Here is a 16,627-nt window from a genome sequence, read left to right on the forward strand (position 1 = left end):
TCCTCCTCCTCCGCCACCACCTCCTCCTGTATTGCCTTTAATTGCAGCTGGTGATTATCGCTTTACCGATGTGGAATCTGCTTTTCCGCTTTTAGCCGCGAGTATTGATGGGTTAAATTGGTTTTACCGTATTACAAGCCAATTCCCTATGCCTCCAATAGATTCGATAAATCAATTTACCCGATTGACAAGTGCAAGCTGTAACCTCAATGTATGTATTGCGGGAGGCCTCTATTTTTCTGATGTCACAAATTTTCCTTTATTGGCTCTAAGTACTGATAAGGGTGTTACTTGGTCCTATAAAATAACAAGTTCTTCTCCTGCCTTACCCGCAGGGACTCTCTCAGGAAGTTTTGCAGATGTAAGCTGTAATAGTAGCGTGTGTATTGCTGGTGGCAGATACTCCAGTACTGCAGAGTATCCTCTTCTGGCAACAAGTCTTGATAATGGGGCAACATGGCAATATACGCTTTCGGAGAATACTCCTAGTGCACCGAGTGACTTTAGTAATGGTCAGTTTAGTAGTGTTAGTTGCAGCGGGGGGACAACCAATAATGTTTGCGTAGCAGCTGGAAGTTATACTAACGCTGGATTTACAAGATTTCCTTTAATAGCAACAAGTATAAACCGTGGGCAGTCTTGGACTTATACAGTTTCGAGCAGCACCCCAACTTTACCTGAAAACACGGATGAAGCATTTTTTAATAGTGTTAGCTGTTATGGAACAACGTGCATTGCGGCAGGGCAACACTTTAATGGTGTAGAAGGTGTTGGATACCCATTACTTGCTTCAAGTACAAATGGAGGTTTAACCTGGACTTATAGAATTTTTAATGGTACACCCACCTTACCAAGTGATTTTACTAGTAGCGGTATATTTACAGACACCAGCTGCAGTGCAACTACTTGTGTGGCGTCGGGGCGATATATCAATACGGGAGGCAATTTAATACCTTTATTGGCTACCAGTACAAACAATGGTGTGACTTGGTCCTTTCGAATTTCCAGTAGTTCGCCAGCTTTACCTGCTGATTTCGCATCAGGATCACTTTCATCGGTAACCTGCTTGTCTAATAATTGTATTGCAGCAGGTAATTATACCGATATTGGCGCTGCTTTTTTACCTGAGCACTTTTATCCTTTATTAGCAGCAAGTAGCGATAATGGGCTTACCTGGACCTACAGAATTACTAGCAGTACACCAGGCTTACCCGCAGGATATATTGATGCTGCTTTTTTAAATAGTGTAAGTTGTAATGAACAAAATTGTATTGCTGCTGGTACTTATGGGAGTCTTGACGAACCAATATATCCTTTGGTAGCTGTAAGTAAAAATAGGGGAACTAACTGGACTTATGTCATTAATAGAGACTCCCCTACACTTCCTGGTGATTTTATCTCAGGTGGATTCGAAGCATCTGCAGCAGCAAAAATATCACCCATTATCCGTTCTTTATTAAGAAGTAGGTGAGCTCTAGATTAAAAAATCTCTGACCACTCTTTTAACTCAAGCAATCCTAAGTTAAAAGAGTGGTTTTTAATTGATCAGAAACATTGAGTTTGAAAAAGTTTTCCACAGATTGGATAGCCAATTAGATATCTTTATTTACAAAAAAATTTGTAGGAGCAGCCCTCACTTGCCTACAATAATATGTGGGCTTTTGAATCTAATGAAGCAGATTCAAAAAGACTTCAGTTCAATCGCACCATCGTTAATTTAGCAAATGCAACATTATCGAGTGAACAATCGTTTAGGTGGCCTTTTCAAGAATTACTGAAAAATTGCCACCAGTTGAAGTCTTAACTATTCAAAAAGAAAAGTAGAAAAGACACCAAGGAGGCTCGCACCCATATCAAATCAATAGGTGGAAAGTATAATTTTTTGTGGGTGCTGATAAGCACAGTGACAAAGGAGGTTTTTGAGAAATATAAGGCAAATTTTTTGAGGCACCCTGCTCCGCGACCAGGAATTTTGGATGTCCTCTTTGGGCGTGATAGTATTGCTACATTTAATCGAATACTTAATGAAATAATCAGTAATTCACTAAAAGAAGAGCATGACTTATTATAGGGGGAATCAACAGGCTCTAAGCTTTACCATGAATCAAATTGCCGCAAATAATATAATTAAATAGGGACTCTTCGTCCCCAACAACTGTGCTCAAATAACACAAAAACTCGACGTATATTTTACTTTTTTGCACTCTATGAAATATTAACTACACTTTAATTGATTTTCATAAACTAAAGGGAGATAGTTATGTTTAAAAAAATATTAGTCACATTCATGATAGTCGCTAGTTTTTCCTTGATGTCTTCGGCTTTTGCTGAGGTAGTAGAAGTAACGTGGCGTGATTCATTGAATTACGATCAGAAAAAGTTTGAAACCTGGTATGCAGAGCCTGGGAATGCAAAATTATGGAGTACTTGGTATACTCAATATCATACCGAACCAGAATTCGTCACATTTTGTAAACAAACATGGACTGGTACCTATTGTAAATAAAAACCAGCTTACCCACTAAGACTGCATTTTTAGTCTTGGTGGGCATTATGTACCCCTATTCTTTAATTATTAATCATTAAGAAACTCGCAAAGCAATCGTTGAAAATGATGGGTTCCCTGTTCTTTTGTAGGAGAAAACCGACCTGTCTCATAAAAACGAGAGCGAATTCCACGTTGAACCGACTCCACTACGGCTTCATCTTCACGTTCCACTTTATCCAAATCACCACCCGCCCCTTTACCTAACTTGGTTTCATCAAGCACATAGGTTAAAAATGAAACTTTTGTTAATCCAGGTCCTAATGGCTTCACAACATTTACAGAACATCCCCAAGGATAAAAATTAAGCATTGTATTTGGAAAAATCCAATAATAATAAGCCGCTACCTGTTTGCCATAGTCAGGAGAGTCTTTAGGTAAAATAAAGCTCTCTTCTCCATCACTGGCTAGAGCCAATTGCAAATTACAATAACGATAAAGTTCTGTGGTATAGGTGGTACAATCAATCACTTTTCTTAATGAATGATGAACAAAAGGGATGTGCAATGCTTCAAGATAATTTTCGCAATACAACGCCCAATGCGCTTTAACTAAATAGTCGCGTGAGCGATTAAGATCGAGACGCATTTTTTCCATGGGTAACCAGAAAAGGCGTTCTTTAATATCAGCAAACACTTCCTTAAAGGGTACTTGAGGTGATAAGGATGCGAAAAGAAATGGCTCAAGACAATCAAATGGAATTTGCGGCAAATTGTCCTTTGCGGTTGGAAAGTTGCAGGTCTTTTCAAATTCGGGCATATGTAGGAATTCACCGCAAAGATTAAATCGGCGTCCATGGTAGGAGCACTTAATTTTCTCAGCAGTACACGGTGCTTCAATCAAGATATTACCTCTATGGGTACATACATTGCTGAGGCAACGAAAGCGATCTTGTTCATCACGAACAAATAATAAAGGTTCATCCAACAATCCCGGCAATAAGGTAAAAGGCACCAACTGTCCATCCAACCGCAAGCTTTCTGTACTGCAACAAAACTGCCAAGTCCTGGCAAATATTTTTTCTTTTACGTGTTCAAAACACTCCAGAGACGTATAAAAATGAGCAGGTAAAGTGGAGGCTTTTGCTATATCGGGATCTACATAAAACTTATTCATGATCAACTTCCTTTTAAATATTCCTGCCATGCTTATTGGGCAGAACAACTTTGGCGATATTAAATCACCAATCATTCTTGTTATCCATATATCTTGTATATTCAGGAGCAAAACACTACTGACAAAAACTGTCAGCATGATCTTTTAAACTCAAATCTCCGTTAAATAAAAGGAGTTCTTTATGTATCTTGATCCCAATTTAATTATTTTTTATGTCGATGATCCTCGGGTTAGTACATCGTTTTATGAGCAATTACTTAACAGCCAACCTATTGAATCGTCGCCTACTTTTGTCATGTTTTTATTAAAATCCGGTATGCGTCTTGGTCTATGGTCAAAGCACTCAGTTGAACCTCGTGCAACCGCACTTGGTAACGGAGGTGAGCTTTCATTGCAAGTACGAGATGATCTCGTGATTGATGAACTTTATACGCTCTGGCATCAACAGGGGATCCAGATTGCCCAACCCCCGACGATGATGGATTTTGGTTATACCTTTGTGGCCCTTGATCCAGATCATCATCGTCTTCGTATTTTTTCATTGAATTCAGAGAAAAGTGTCTCTTAATCCAAGAGCGGAGCGCAGTGAAACCGGGGGTTCTAGCGATTATTTTATCGAAACTCCCAAGTTCCACTGCGATTAAGATTGATAAGCCTTACTCTTCGACTGTGATATCAATTTTTTTCTCAACTGCCATTTCCTTTTTAGGAATCGAAATTTCCAACACTCCTTGCTTGTATTTAGCACTTATTTTTGTATCGTCAGCAGTTTGCGGTAAGCTAAAGCGACGATAAAACTGACCTTGTGAACGCTCTATACGCGTGTAACCATTTTTGTTTTCTGTTTTTTCGAAGTGACGCTCTCCGCGAAGTGTTAAGATATTATGTTCCAAGGATATTTGAATGTCATCCTTAATCACACCAGGAATATCTGCAAGTACTAAAAAGCGCTCTTTTTCTTCTTTAATATCTACAGGAGTCGTCCATGTACTTGTATCTACTATAGAAGAATCTGATGATTGTCCTCTGAAAAAATTATCTAAAAATGAACCAAGTTCATTGTATACAGGAAAATAATCGCGTCTTACGATACTCATAACCACCTCCTAATCATTGTTTTACATACATATAAATAGAGGCACTTTATTAAAATTCAAGGAAATAGTGTATGAATTGTAAGATTAAGTTATCATCAATAAAAAGGAATGATTTTTTTATTTAAACAACGGAGCATCATAATGCAGCATCTGATAAAAATTTTGGCTTTAACATTCGGTTTTACTTGTTCATTTACTGGCTTTGCAAGTTCATCTACTACAGAGATGCCAATTTTAGGCAAAACATTAACTCAAGCAAAACAACAAAAAATGACTCCAAAACAGGCCTTGCAACGCTTGAAAGAGGGAAACCAGCGTTTTTTAACCAATACGCAAATGTCCAGAGATTATTTAGCCCAAGCACATCAATCTTCTTATGGGCAATATCCATTTGCAGTGGTCCTCAATTGTATGGATTCACGTAGTGTCCCTGAATTCATTTTTGATCAAGGTTTAGCTGATTTATTCACCTTGCGTGTGGCTGGAAATGTACTCAATGATGATATTTTGGGTAGCATGGAATATGCAACTAAAGTAACCGGAGCCCGGCTTATTGTAATCTTGGCACATACCTCGTGTGGCGCTGTAGCAGGTGCATGTGATGGGGTTCAACTCGGGCATTTGACTGATGTTTTAGATAAAATTAAGCCTGTTGTGCAAACAAGTATGCAAGAGCAAGGAACAAAAAATTGTACTGACCATAAATTAATTGATGCCATCGCCAAAGCCAATGCTTTAAGAGTTGTCAAAGAAATACAAGAAAGAAGCCCAATACTCAAAGATTTAATTAGTAAACAACAAATAGGAGTTGTGGCCGGCGTACATGATATCAAGACAGGTAAGGTACAGTTTTTTGAAGAGAAACGTTCTATTCCCAATTAAATAAAATGGAACCTGGGGGTAGCCGTAGCGGACCTTAAGCGATGCCCGCATTAGTTTTTACTCTCGACTGACAGGGAAAGTCTGCAAAAACCGGCATAAATTTTTTTAGCCCTACGTACCGCGCTTTATGCGCGGTATCCAAAGATCCTATTTAAAAAGAACCTAAAGCCGTGAATTAATTACTACAATTTTGGACCCATCTGCGGTCATCATGACTTCAACATGAAAAATACAATTATAATCTTCAGCTTCAATTACGTTTCTCTTCGAGCCATTGTATCGATTGTTTTCTAATATCTTTGAAATCTTTTTGGGCAGTGTAAAGTGCTTCGAGTGTATCATACAGAGGCTGTTTTTGATCTTTCTCGTTGATCAACCAAAACCCTTGGTGTTCATTATTTTCCACTTCATTGTTATACATTTCCCAATAAAGTATAAAAGGAACATTGGTTTGCAAAAACTTTATAAAGATATCACGATTCACCTTTTCATGTTTTTGGGGATTAAAACCAACAAGCTTCGCTTGAATACCACATTCACCTATAAAGACCCTGCGTCCGTTAATACCTGTCTTTTTAGGTAATTTATCTTCAATATAATTAAGCGTTTGTTTTATCACATCTACAGGTTCTTGTTGTACATCGTAGCTTGAATAAGAAACATAATCCACATTAGTCTTGGGCAATACTTTATTAACCACACGAGCTTTGTTAAAAACCATTGCATCTCGCACCCGATTTACCTCAGCATACAGGTAAACCTTTGCTAAGCTATTTGCCCCCACATCCTTGCGAGCATCTTCAACTGCTTTCTGTCTTATATTAAACCAATCAATCATTCCTTGTATTTTCTTTTGACTGGGTTCTATTTGATTTTTAGGGTCTATCAGATACCAATCCCCCTCCCAATTACCTAAATAGAATGTTCGCTCAAGCTGGGCATTACGAGTAAGCAATTTTTTGGCGAAACTATAAGTTTCTTTATATTCCTTTGCCTTATCAGGTGCAGATAAACCATTCTCCCAGATTTTCCCATCAGAGCGCCACCAGAAGAAATAAGTGTCAAAAGGCATATCCAAAATAGCATCGAGTACAGGTCCCTCTTTAGCTGATATTTTGATCATTTTAGAACCCATATCCAGAATTCTTTTCGCCTGCTCGACTACTGGATCATCGCTGGTAAAATGATATTTTGCGCCAATAGCTTGTGTACCAATAATTTGTTGTTTTAACAAGGAGTCCGAATCATTCGGAACTGCCTGGCTGTTAAATGATAATAATCCTAGCCACAATAAGAATACATATCCCGACTTGCTCATATAACTCTCCCCAGTTTAGAGGTTTTTAACGCATGATATAAAAATTAACCGTCAACAATTCCCTGCGTTAGCTTCGAGAAAAATAGAATAGGGTGTGATTAAGAGTAACTGATGAAGTTTTATCACATCGCTGAATTAAAAGTTCCATCAAGGTCCAACCCAGCCTCTCCCTAATCCTTTATCTCAGCGACTAACCTGTTTAATAATTTTTAACTAGGTTGCTGAACCAGCTCTCCAAATTATCCTGTGGAGAAGATAAGTCGCGAATATTGCTATCACTATAACCCAAATGATCAACAATCAGGCAAATATAGGTGTGATTTTAACTATTTGCAAGTGACACTTTGGGTTGATTGTGTGCTCATAGCATACTTCTAATGATATGCTATTTTTATCTTGGGAAAAGCGCTAATAAAAAAGATACAACCCCTTTTACTCCTGAGTTCATGATGAAGCCTCTGTTTCCACATAGAGTTTTTTAACAGTCAATACTGCAATAAAACAAAGAATTGCACTGAGGGTTAGATAAAAGCTGGGAGCAAGGTTGTTGTCTAATGCCTCAATTAAATAAGTAACAATAAACGGAGTTAAACCTCCGAAAAAAGCAAATGCGAGATTATAAGAAATAGCAATTCCAGTGTAACGGATAGATACCGGAAATAGTTCAACCAGTAAGCTGGGATAAACCATGATGGCACTGCTCAAAATAGCAAAAATAAATAAGGCAACAATAAGTGATAAAGTCGTTTGTCTGGATAAGGTAACGAATAAAATATAACTTAATAATATAAAACCCACTGCCCCAATTAAAAGAACCAACTTACGACCCAAACGATCAGCACACCAGCAAAAAAATATAAGTAACAAGGAATAAAAACCCAAATTAATCGTATTGAATAAAGTCGCTTGCTGTTTTGGATAAGCAAGAATCGTTGAAAGATACGTAGGCATATATAAAAATAATAGATTAATCATTACAGAGCCCAAACACGTTAAACCAATACCTTGTAAAATCTTTCGCCAGTATAAAGTGATTGCTTCGACAAAGGGCATTCGTGTATTTTCTGTTGAATTCTTAAATGCGAGAAATAAGGGACTCTCAGCCAATTGTTTACGAATGTAGAAACTGAATATCCCAAGTAATCCCCCAAGTATAAATGGAATACGCCAACCGAAACTCAATAATTGTGCGTTTGAAAGTTCATTCGTTAGAATTAAACTAATCATTGCGCCCAGAAAAATACCTAAATTGAGACAAGCAAAAATAACGCCGCAAGCAAGTGCCCTGGAGCGAGGATTTACGTGTTCGCAAGTAAAAGTTAATGCTCCTGGAATTTCCCCTCCAATCGATAATCCTTGCAATAACCGTAAAAAAATCAAAAGAATACTCGAAAAAATTCCTATGTGTTGATACGTTGGTAAAACGCCAATAAGAACTGTTGGAACAGCCATTAAGATGACCGAAAAAATAAACGTTTTTTTACGGCCGTATTTATCTCCAAAATGACTAAAAGCGACACCTCCTAAGGGACGGATCAAATAGCCAATGGCGAAAACGGCATATACACTCATCAATGAAGCCAATTTGTCGGTTTCTGGGAAAAAAATCTGACTGATTATCGGTGCGAAAATAACGTAAATTACAAAATCATAAAATTCCAATGCCCCCCCCAAAGAAGCAAGAAAAATAATTTTTCGTTCACTGGGTTTTAATTTTAACTCATGCACCTGCAAATCCTTTTTCATGGCAAAGCTGTAAAATAGCATAACTTTTAATTACGCTCATGATTTTTTTAAATCAGGAGCTTGTAGCTATCTTATTTCCCAATGGCTCTTTATCTTGAGTTTTAGTAACATCAATGAAAACTCATATTTCACCCAAGATGAAAAACCATTCTATTTCAGAGCAGATTATTCAGCGTGTGGAGGCAGCTCTTACTCAAGTGCAAATTGATGCTTATAAAAAAGTGGGCGCGGTGTGTATTCGCCAAATTCTAAGTCCTATAGAAATAGAACTACTTCAAACCGGCATTGAGCTTAACCTGAAATCCCCTAGTCCTAGAGTTAAAATTGCAAGTAAAAATGATGATCCGGGGCGATTCATTGAAGATTTTTGTACTTGGCAAACGAATCCTCATTATCAACAATTTATTTTTGAATCACCAGTTAGCCTCATTGCTGGTAAACTCATGCAGAGTAAAGAAACAAGACTTTATCATGATCATCTTCTGGTTAAAGAGCCAGGTACGCGGCAACGAACCCCATGGCACCAGGATCAACCCTATTACAATATTGCAGGAATACAAAATTGCAGTTTATGGATACCTGTTGATCCAGTACCTCATGCATCCACTTTGGAGTTTATCGCAGGCTCTCATTTGGGACCCTGGCTCATGCCTCGTTCTTTTATGGATAACCAGGCAAAATGGTTTCCGGAAGGAAGTCTCGCTGATCTTCCTGATATTGACTCAAAACGGGAAAACTACCCCATTATTGGCTGGGAAATAACTCCTGGTGACGTAGTTTGTTTTCATATGCTCACGCTTCATTCTGCAAGTGGAGTGAGCTGTAATCAACGACGAAGAGTATTCTCTGTACGTTTTCTTGGTGACGACATCACTCATGCACCACGAAAATGGATAACATCTCCCGATTTCCCAGGATTGAGCGAGCAGCTTCCAGCAGGAGCACCAATGGAGCACCCTTTATTTCCTGTCATTTGGGAGTATTGATCCGAGATTGATGAATGGGTCGTGCACATCCGTCCCTAAGCTGACGTTATCAGGAAGTAATAAAGATCTCATGTATAAACCTTGCACCAGAAGCCCTGGTGCAATAATTATTCAGGAGATGCTGTCCTTTAATCCCGAGCTTCTTTAGACAGCGCACCAGTTGCTGCATCAATTTTTATTTCAAACTCCTTACCCTGAGTGTCTCTCCCTGAAACTTCCCATTGGCCATCCTCTAACTCAATTTCTCGAATATCTGTATATCCTGCTTTTTCAGCTGCAGAAAGCGCCTGTTGAATGCTCACCTTAGGTGGAGTTGAATCAGCAAAAACAGTTGAATAGGCCAAGACCATTGATGTTAGAAGAATTGTTTTTGTTTTCATTTTCATTCCCTTAAAAAATGTTCACTGTTAAGAATTTATTTTTTTAATATAACATGTGGAATTTTCAATTCCAGTCAAACTATAGTAATCCAGCAATGTAAGCAAACTAGTTCGGCATATGAATTACATAAGTAACTATACCCCAAATCACTAAATCCTGCTCATCTTTTGGATTTCCAGAAAAAGCGGTACATGATCCCCTATCTTAGATAACCCTTCTAGATAACCCTTCACAGTCAACATTCCATCGAGTGCGGACTCTATTTTTTTGATCCGCCTTACACGATAGGAAAAAGGTATACTTAAAGAGTTGTAAATTTTTGCAATAAAAATTCTGTTTTTTTTCTTAAAAATGAGCAATACTTCTTTCTGAATAAATCGTGGTAAAACCTATGGTTAAAATAAGACCTTTTCTTAAATGGGCAGGTAGTAAATACAACTGTCTGGAAAAGATTATTCCCTTTCTTCCTCCGGGTAAACGCCTCATTGAGCCTTTTGCCGGCTCAGGTGTCGTTTTTATGAATACGAATTATTCTTCCTATCTGTTGGCTGAAAGCAATTTTGATTTAATCCATCTTTTTACTACATTACAAGGAAATGGAGACGCATTCATTAAGCATTGTGAAACCTATTTTAGCCCAGAATTCAACCGTAAAGAAAAATATTACCAACTCCGATCTAATTTTAATATATCGTCTCACTCACCAGAAAAATCTGCACTTTTTCTTTACCTAAATCGACACGGTTATAATGGATTATGTCGATATAACTCCAAAGGAATTTATAACGTTCCTTTTGGACTTTATAGTAAACCTTATTTTCCACATAAAGAAATGAAACTTTTTCATTTAAAAAGCCAACAGACAGAATTCATCCATAATGATTTCAGAAAAACGTTTGAGTATGCAGAGCGGGGGGATGTGATTTATTGTGACCCACCTTATGTACTTCTTTCAGAGAAATCACATCATTTACCCTACACCAAAAAATTGTTTACAACAGAAGATCAAATCGAGTTAACGGAGTTGGCCAAAGAAACAGCCGCTAAGGGTATTCCAGTTATTCTCTCTAACCATGATACTGAGTTTACTCGATACCACTATAGAAAAGCAGAAATTAAAAGTTTTCCAGTATCGCGTTTTATTAATTGTCAGGGATCGCTACGCCGGCCGGTAAAAGAGTTAATTGCAATATTTAATTAGGGCATGTTGACAATTCATCCCCACTGCCTACGTGCCGCGACTTGTTCGCGGCATCCAGCCCGATCTTGATCAACTGCAAATTTCTTCATATAGATCACGCTATTCTGGATTAAGATCCTCAATCAAATTTAACTTCCACTGCCTGCACCAATTTTTGAAATGTTTTTCCACGCCGAGCAGCTTCTACATACCGGCCGGTAAAAGAGTTAATTGCAATATTTAATTAGGGCATGTTGACAATTCATCCCCACTGCCTACGTGCCGCGACTTGTTCGCGGCATCCAGCCCGATCTTGATCAACTGCAAATTTCTTCATATAGATCACGCTATTCTGGATTAAGATCCTCAATCAAATTTAACTTCCACTGCCTGCACCAATTTTTGAAATGTTTTTCCACGCCGAGCAGCTTCTACATAGGTTTCATGAACCTCATAATAAACCAATTTAGGCCAGTTTTAGAGTTGTTCTTCCGAGGGATAATTGAGTAGATGATTTTTGTCTAATCAGTTCTCGAATTTCCTCACTATCATAAACTTTGTCTGTAATGGCGTAATCAAATTTAGGAGTTTTCAATGAGATTAGGAGTTGCTTTAGCATCATATACTTCACCGCCAGTCAATTCAAATCCAATCGGAAAGCCGCAAGCCTCAACTGCCATATGGATTTTTGTTGTATTGCCCACCAACGGATTTCCTAATGGCTTGATTTTCCTCTCCGACAGAATCCGAACTATTCGATGTCGCGAACAAGTCGCGGCACGTAGGCGGTGGGGATGAATTGTCAACATGCCCTAGTAGCCATTGATTAGGAGTTGCTTTAGCATCATATACTTCACCGCCAGTCAATTCAAATCCAATCGGAAAGCCGCAAGCCTCAACTGCCATATGGATTTTTGTTGTATTGCCCACCAACGGATTTCCTAATGGCTTGATTTTCCTCTCCGACAGAATCCGAACTATTCGATGTCGCGAACAAGTCGCGGCACGTAGGCGATGGGGATGAATTGTCAACATGCCCTAGTAGCCATTGTTCAGAGTTATCGTTGAATCCTGGAAAACTGCAGAGCGAAACGTTTTACAATTAATATAGCCTGGGGTCAGCCAGGCTACACTTTTGTATTAATGAATTGGCTGATCTTTATGGTCATGATCTTTGATAAAGAAAGCAAGAATAGTAACGAGTAATAATGAAAGTGGTAATATCGATAAAGCAACCTGATAATCGACTACTGTATAAATATGCTCTCCCTTTACAATACCACTATCACCAAAAGTATCCAGTAACTTACCAACAAGCGGTTGGAAAATAACACCCCCAAGGGTTACTATCATATTTGTTGCTGCAAATACCGTACCTGATAATTGAGCACCACTGCATTCCTTAGCCATGATAAATACGATAATTTCCGTTGCACTAAATACGCCATACAAAAACAATAAGACATTCAAGCTAACATAGGAAAGGCCAGGCCAATATAATACGATGCTAATGCAAATCAAGGCTAAAATTGCACCTAAGACCAAAGGCAGCAAACGTCTTCCTGTATGATCGGATAAATATCCGGCAATAGGAGCACCCACTGCCCAACCCAAAAAAACTGCAGAGACAGTTCTGGCAGCCTCAACTTTAGTCAAATTGTGGGCTTGCTCCAAATACGTTTTTCCCCATAACTCCCCAAATACAGACAATGAGGTATATAAACAAGCTCCGACAAAACCAATCACCCAAACCTCTGGAGCCATTAACACTTTAAGAACATTTCTAAAGAATTCAGGTAAAGGATGTTTATTTGACTGATGCCCTTCAGGACCATCACGAACCACAAGAAATATCAATACACTTAATCCACAACCTACAATGGCAATAAAGAATAATACATACTCCCAACCGATGCTCTCAGACCATTCAGTAATTTTCACTTCGCCATAAACAAGCCCTAACATTCCTAGGGTAGTCATGAGCCCCGCGACTAAAGAAAAATAGCGTCTGGGCAACCAATGTAACGCAAGAGACAATACACCGACAAAAGCAAAGGAAGAGCCAAAGCCTACTAAAAAGCGCCCTGCCCCTACCAAAAACATGGATGAAGTCAGGCTAAACATCCAGGAACCAACGGTACAACATATACAGGCAAATGTTAAAAGCCGTCTGGGACCAAACCGATCCATGAGCATTCCTACAGGCATTTGCATCGGTGAGTAGGCAAAATAATATAAGGCAGATATTTGGCCAAAAGTAGTCGCTGAAATATGCCCCAACGCAATACTCAGTTCGGTCTGTAAAACCCCAGGAATAATACGTAAAATAAACTCATAGCAATAAAAAATAGCCCCAACAAAGCATATAAATATGCCAAAAAGCAATTGTTTCCTTGAAACGGTATCATTTAGGCGCATGAGCGTGAGTTTCCCTTAAAAAGAAGGTTAATAAAGCAGCAATAAACATACTGATTGGTATAAAAGCCAGAGCAATACGGTAATCAGTCATGTTGTATAATTTATTAACATTATCCACAACCAACCCTGAAGGAAGTGAAGAATCACTACGTAAGGAATAACTGAAGTCTAATAGATGCCCTACTAAAGGTTGCAGCAACATACCACCTAGCATGACGATCATGTTGGTAAACGCTATTGCTGTACCTGCTGCTTCACCAGGACTTAACTCCCTTCCAACAGCGAATACAATCGCTTGCGCACTATAAAATAACCCCAGGAAAAACATGAGTATCTGTACATTAGTTTCACTTAAACCAGGGAAATACAGGATAACCAACATGAGTATAGTTGCAACACTGGCGCCTAAAAACATAGGAAGCTTTCTGCGCGCTATTCTGTCAGAGAAATACCCCATCAGTGGAGCGCCTACAGTAAAACCTAAGAAAAGTAATGAATTCGCTAAGCCCGCACCATGTGCTGATAGGCCATGAGCATTTCTCAAATAGGGAATTCCCCACAATTCAGCAAAAACAGTTGTAGGGAGATAAACCATACAGCCGTACAATCCATTAATCCATATTTGTCTGTTACTGATTATTATATTTAAATCAATAAAACCTGTTTTAAAATTGGAAACCGTACCGCTTTGTCTGTATCGCCCTTTTTTATCATGAATTCCTAACCATAATAAAAAGGTTAATACGATCCCAAAAAACGCAGTCATGTTTAAGGTTTTAATCCATCCTATTTGGGTAACAAAGAGCTCTAAAAAATTATCCCCTAGCATGGCACCTACTGTTCCTAATGCTGAAGTGATACCCGAAACCATAGCGAGCTTATTCTCAGGCAACCAGATTGTGGCAAGCTTTAATACTCCCACAAATGCAAATGCAGAGCCTAATCCGACTAAAAATCGTCCTGAAGCTGCAACCCAAAAAGAGGTCGTCCCGGTGAATAAAAAAGTTCCAATGACGCAAATCATGCAGGCAAAAGTTAATAATCTTCGAGGACCATATCGATCCATCATTATCCCTACAGGTAATTGCATGGGAACATAGGCATAATAATATATAGATGAAATATGCCCAAAACCGGTTGCTGACAAATTAAAATGCTCACGCAGAGCAGTTTCCATCGCACTGGGCGCTATTCGAAGCAAATATTCATAACTGTAAAACACGGCTCCAAGACCACAAATAAGCCATCCAATTAATGCGTAATTTCTCCGGTTTTCAGAAAGCAAAGTAATCTCCTTAACTATTTGGTTAAGCAAGGGCACACACTGTCTTCAATTCAACAGTTAAAGCCCTTAGCTGCATAATTCACCGATTATCCTGAACGCAACCCGATACATCTCATACGGCATACTGCTACACCTTGAGCCCTGCATTCAGGATGCTGCTTTATTCTAAATTACTACTTACTTGATTTGCGCCGCTTGCTATTGCAGCCTGAGCTACAGCAGCAGGCACTCGTTCTCTTAAACGAGGATCTATAGGCTTGGGAATAATATAGTTAGGACCAAAATCCCAATACGTTACACCTGGGTAATTATCCTTCACTACCTGGGGGACGGGCTCATGCACCAGTTGACGAATTGCTTCAACCGCAGCAATTTGCATTGATTGATTAATACACTTGGCACGTACATCCAACGCACCACGAAAAATATAAGGAAAACATAACACATTATTGACTTGATTAGGATAATCGCTACGTCCAGTAGCAATGACCAAATCATCACGTACTTGAAAAGCCAATTCAGGCCTAATCTCAGGATCAGGGTTCGATAAAGCAAAAATAACAGGCCTGGATGCCATTAATTTCAATAGATCGGCATCTAATAAATTAGGCTTGGCAACCCCAATAAAAACATCAGCATCAACCAGTGCATCTGCTAAAGTCCTACATTCAGTAGTACGTGCAAAAGCAAATTTATAAGCATTTAAATCAACTCGTCCCGAATGAATAACACCTTTGGTATCCAAAAGTAACATATTTTCTTTATGGGCACCCAAAGCTACAAGCAATCGCATGGAAGCAATTCCTGCTGCTCCTGCTCCAATACACACAATTTTTGCTTCAGATAATTTTTTTTGTTGTAATTCAAGAGCATTAAGCAAAGCTGCCGCAACAACTATTGCAGTACCATGCTGATCATCATGGAATACTGGAATGTTCAATTGCTCAATCAAAGCCTGTTCAATTTCAAAACACTCCGGAGCCTTAAGATCCTCCAGATTAATCCCTCCAAATGTAGGAGCAATACGTTTTGCTGTAGAAATAAAAGCTTGCGAATCGTGAGCATCAATTTCTATATCGAATACATCAATGCCGGCAAAACGCTTAAATAAAACTGCCTTACCTTCCATTACTGGCTTACTGGCAAGAGGTCCAAGATCACCCAAACCTAACACTGCAGTGCCATTAGTCATAACCGCGACTAAATTTCCTTTATTTGTGTAACGATACGCGTCTTCAGGGTTTTCTGCTATAGCAAGCACCGGAGCAGCAACACCAGGCGTATAAGCCAGTGACAAATCACTCTGAGAGTCAGTTGATTTGGTAACATGGACACCGAGTTTTCCAGGAGTTGGAAACTCGTGATAATCTAATGCACATTGCTTTAAAACTTCATTATCCAAAGTACTTACTCTCTTTCATGTGAAACAAAACTTAAGTAAGGTTTTAAAATCCTACTATCCATTGCCAATTCATTCTTATCCAAAGTGCCAGCCATAGGCACACAAACATCTGGCTATATACTCTTAAAAGTTGCAAGAGGAACAGCCATGAAATGATGGGATTGGGACAAGAATTGGACGTCAAGAACCTACAAGTACCGCAAATTAGCATTGCAGGAACAATCTGTCAATAAGTTATACTTCGAGTGAAATATAATAAAAAGGCGCAAAG

The 16,627-nt window shown here is 38.8% G+C and carries 14 protein-coding genes and 3 pseudogenes; 6 read left to right on the forward strand and 11 right to left on the reverse strand.

Features of this window, described 5'->3' with window-relative positions; all coding sequences use genetic code 11:
* Together LXO92_RS15375 and LXO92_RS15380 are read left to right on the forward strand one after the other, a co-directional pair.
* On the forward strand, positions 1-1,471 hold a 1,471-nt coding region (locus tag LXO92_RS15375), incomplete at its 5' end, for a sialidase family protein (protein ID WP_233291545.1).
* 789 nt (positions 1,472-2,260) lie between these two features.
* Positions 2,261-2,506, forward strand: a complete 246-nt coding sequence (locus LXO92_RS15380; protein ID WP_182350397.1) for a hypothetical protein — start codon at positions 2,261-2,263, stop codon at positions 2,504-2,506.
* 69 nt (positions 2,507-2,575) lie between these two features.
* Here LXO92_RS15380 and LXO92_RS15385 read toward each other — a convergent pair whose 3' ends face one another.
* Positions 2,576-3,661: an SRPBCC family protein gene (locus tag LXO92_RS15385; protein ID WP_182350398.1), complete on the reverse strand. Its 1,086-nt coding sequence runs from the start codon at positions 3,659-3,661 to the stop codon at positions 2,576-2,578.
* A gap of 181 nt (positions 3,662-3,842) precedes the next feature.
* Between LXO92_RS15385 and LXO92_RS15390 the strand changes: the two genes are divergently transcribed.
* On the forward strand, positions 3,843-4,229 hold the full coding sequence (locus tag LXO92_RS15390; protein WP_232891281.1) for a VOC family protein: 387 nt from the start codon (positions 3,843-3,845) through the stop codon (positions 4,227-4,229).
* An 88-nt stretch (positions 4,230-4,317) separates the two neighbouring features.
* On the opposite strand, the gene LXO92_RS15395 is transcribed toward LXO92_RS15390, so the two are convergent.
* Positions 4,318-4,758, reverse strand: coding sequence for an Hsp20/alpha crystallin family protein (locus LXO92_RS15395; RefSeq protein WP_232891282.1), 441 nt, complete (start codon positions 4,756-4,758; stop codon positions 4,318-4,320).
* Between the two features lie 141 nt (positions 4,759-4,899).
* Here LXO92_RS15395 and LXO92_RS15400 point away from each other — a divergent pair, with 141 nt between their 5' ends.
* A complete protein-coding gene (locus LXO92_RS15400) occupies positions 4,900-5,640 on the forward strand; it encodes a carbonic anhydrase family protein (protein ID WP_232891283.1) in 741 nt (246 codons plus the stop codon).
* 250 nt (positions 5,641-5,890) lie between these two features.
* Here the strand turns inward: LXO92_RS15400 and LXO92_RS15405 are convergent, their stop codons facing one another.
* Both LXO92_RS15405 and LXO92_RS15410 read right to left on the reverse strand, forming a co-directional pair.
* Positions 5,891-6,958: a hypothetical protein gene (locus LXO92_RS15405; RefSeq protein WP_232891284.1), complete on the reverse strand. Its 1,068-nt coding sequence runs from the start codon at positions 6,956-6,958 to the stop codon at positions 5,891-5,893.
* A gap of 444 nt (positions 6,959-7,402) precedes the next feature.
* Positions 7,403-8,686 (reverse strand): MFS transporter, encoded by a 1,284-nt coding sequence (locus tag LXO92_RS15410; protein ID WP_232891285.1) that lies wholly within the window; start codon positions 8,684-8,686, stop codon positions 7,403-7,405.
* A gap of 155 nt (positions 8,687-8,841) precedes the next feature.
* Between LXO92_RS15410 and LXO92_RS15415 the strand changes: the two genes are divergently transcribed.
* Positions 8,842-9,690, forward strand: a complete 849-nt coding sequence (locus LXO92_RS15415) for a phytanoyl-CoA dioxygenase family protein (protein ID WP_232891308.1) — start codon at positions 8,842-8,844, stop codon at positions 9,688-9,690.
* 128 nt (positions 9,691-9,818) lie between these two features.
* Here the strand turns inward: LXO92_RS15415 and LXO92_RS15420 are convergent, their stop codons facing one another.
* Positions 9,819-10,070 (reverse strand): PepSY domain-containing protein, encoded by a 252-nt coding sequence (locus tag LXO92_RS15420; protein ID WP_232891286.1) that lies wholly within the window; start codon positions 10,068-10,070, stop codon positions 9,819-9,821.
* 392 nt (positions 10,071-10,462) lie between these two features.
* Here LXO92_RS15420 and LXO92_RS15425 point away from each other — a divergent pair, with 392 nt between their 5' ends.
* Positions 10,463-11,272 (forward strand): DNA adenine methylase, encoded by an 810-nt coding sequence (locus tag LXO92_RS15425; protein ID WP_182350405.1) that lies wholly within the window; start codon positions 10,463-10,465, stop codon positions 11,270-11,272.
* Between the two features lie 326 nt (positions 11,273-11,598).
* On the opposite strand, the pseudogene LXO92_RS15435 reads toward LXO92_RS15425, so the two are convergent.
* The 6 genes and pseudogenes from LXO92_RS15435 to LXO92_RS15460 all read right to left on the reverse strand — a co-directional run.
* A pseudogene (locus tag LXO92_RS15435) lies at positions 11,599-11,716 on the reverse strand (GIY-YIG nuclease family protein); the annotation flags it as partial.
* Positions 11,698-11,983 (reverse strand): annotated as a pseudogene (locus tag LXO92_RS15440) (transposase); the annotation flags it as partial. The pseudogenes LXO92_RS15435 and LXO92_RS15440, both read right to left, overlap by 19 nt.
* 102 nt (positions 11,984-12,085) lie before the next feature.
* Positions 12,086-12,206 (reverse strand): annotated as a pseudogene (locus LXO92_RS15445) (IS5/IS1182 family transposase); the annotation flags it as partial.
* Positions 12,207-12,391: 185 nt separating this feature from the next.
* The gene (locus LXO92_RS15450) at positions 12,392-13,669 is read right to left on the reverse strand and encodes an MFS transporter (RefSeq protein ID WP_182350406.1); all 1,278 of its coding nucleotides are present in this window, start codon (positions 13,667-13,669) and stop codon (positions 12,392-12,394) included.
* Positions 13,656-14,954: an MFS transporter gene (locus LXO92_RS15455; RefSeq protein WP_182350407.1), complete on the reverse strand. Its 1,299-nt coding sequence runs from the start codon at positions 14,952-14,954 to the stop codon at positions 13,656-13,658. The genes LXO92_RS15450 and LXO92_RS15455 overlap by 14 nt, the downstream gene beginning before the upstream one ends.
* 160 nt (positions 14,955-15,114) lie before the next feature.
* Complete coding sequence (locus tag LXO92_RS15460; RefSeq protein ID WP_182350408.1) at positions 15,115-16,356, reverse strand: malic enzyme-like NAD(P)-binding protein; 1,242 nt, start codon at positions 16,354-16,356, stop codon at positions 15,115-15,117.
* Between the last annotated feature and the right edge of the window lie 271 nt (positions 16,357-16,627).

Origin of the sequence: Legionella resiliens (genome assembly GCF_021344005.1) — a bacterium.
Classification (GTDB): Bacteria; Pseudomonadota; Gammaproteobacteria; order Legionellales; family Legionellaceae; genus Legionella; species Legionella resiliens.

Excerpts from the sequence above, each read along its gene's own strand:
- LXO92_RS15405 (WP_232891284.1), bottom strand. The coding sequence starts at position 6,958 with ATGAGCAAGTCGGGATATGTATTCTTATTGTGGCTAGGATTATTATCA.
- LXO92_RS15415 (WP_232891308.1), top strand. The coding sequence starts at position 8,842 with ATGAAAAACCATTCTATTTCAGAGCAGATTATTCAGCGTGTGGAGGCA.
- LXO92_RS15395 (WP_232891282.1), bottom strand. The coding sequence starts at position 4,758 with ATGAGTATCGTAAGACGCGATTATTTTCCTGTATACAATGAACTTGGT.
- LXO92_RS15425 (WP_182350405.1), top strand. The coding sequence starts at position 10,463 with ATGGTTAAAATAAGACCTTTTCTTAAATGGGCAGGTAGTAAATACAAC.
- LXO92_RS15380 (WP_182350397.1), top strand. The coding sequence starts at position 2,261 with ATGTTTAAAAAAATATTAGTCACATTCATGATAGTCGCTAGTTTTTCC.
- LXO92_RS15385 (WP_182350398.1), bottom strand. The coding sequence starts at position 3,661 with ATGAATAAGTTTTATGTAGATCCCGATATAGCAAAAGCCTCCACTTTA.
- LXO92_RS15450 (WP_182350406.1), bottom strand. The coding sequence starts at position 13,669 with ATGCGCCTAAATGATACCGTTTCAAGGAAACAATTGCTTTTTGGCATA.
- LXO92_RS15400 (WP_232891283.1), top strand. The coding sequence starts at position 4,900 with ATGCAGCATCTGATAAAAATTTTGGCTTTAACATTCGGTTTTACTTGT.
- LXO92_RS15420 (WP_232891286.1), bottom strand. The coding sequence starts at position 10,070 with ATGAAAACAAAAACAATTCTTCTAACATCAATGGTCTTGGCCTATTCA.
- LXO92_RS15390 (WP_232891281.1), top strand. The coding sequence starts at position 3,843 with ATGTATCTTGATCCCAATTTAATTATTTTTTATGTCGATGATCCTCGG.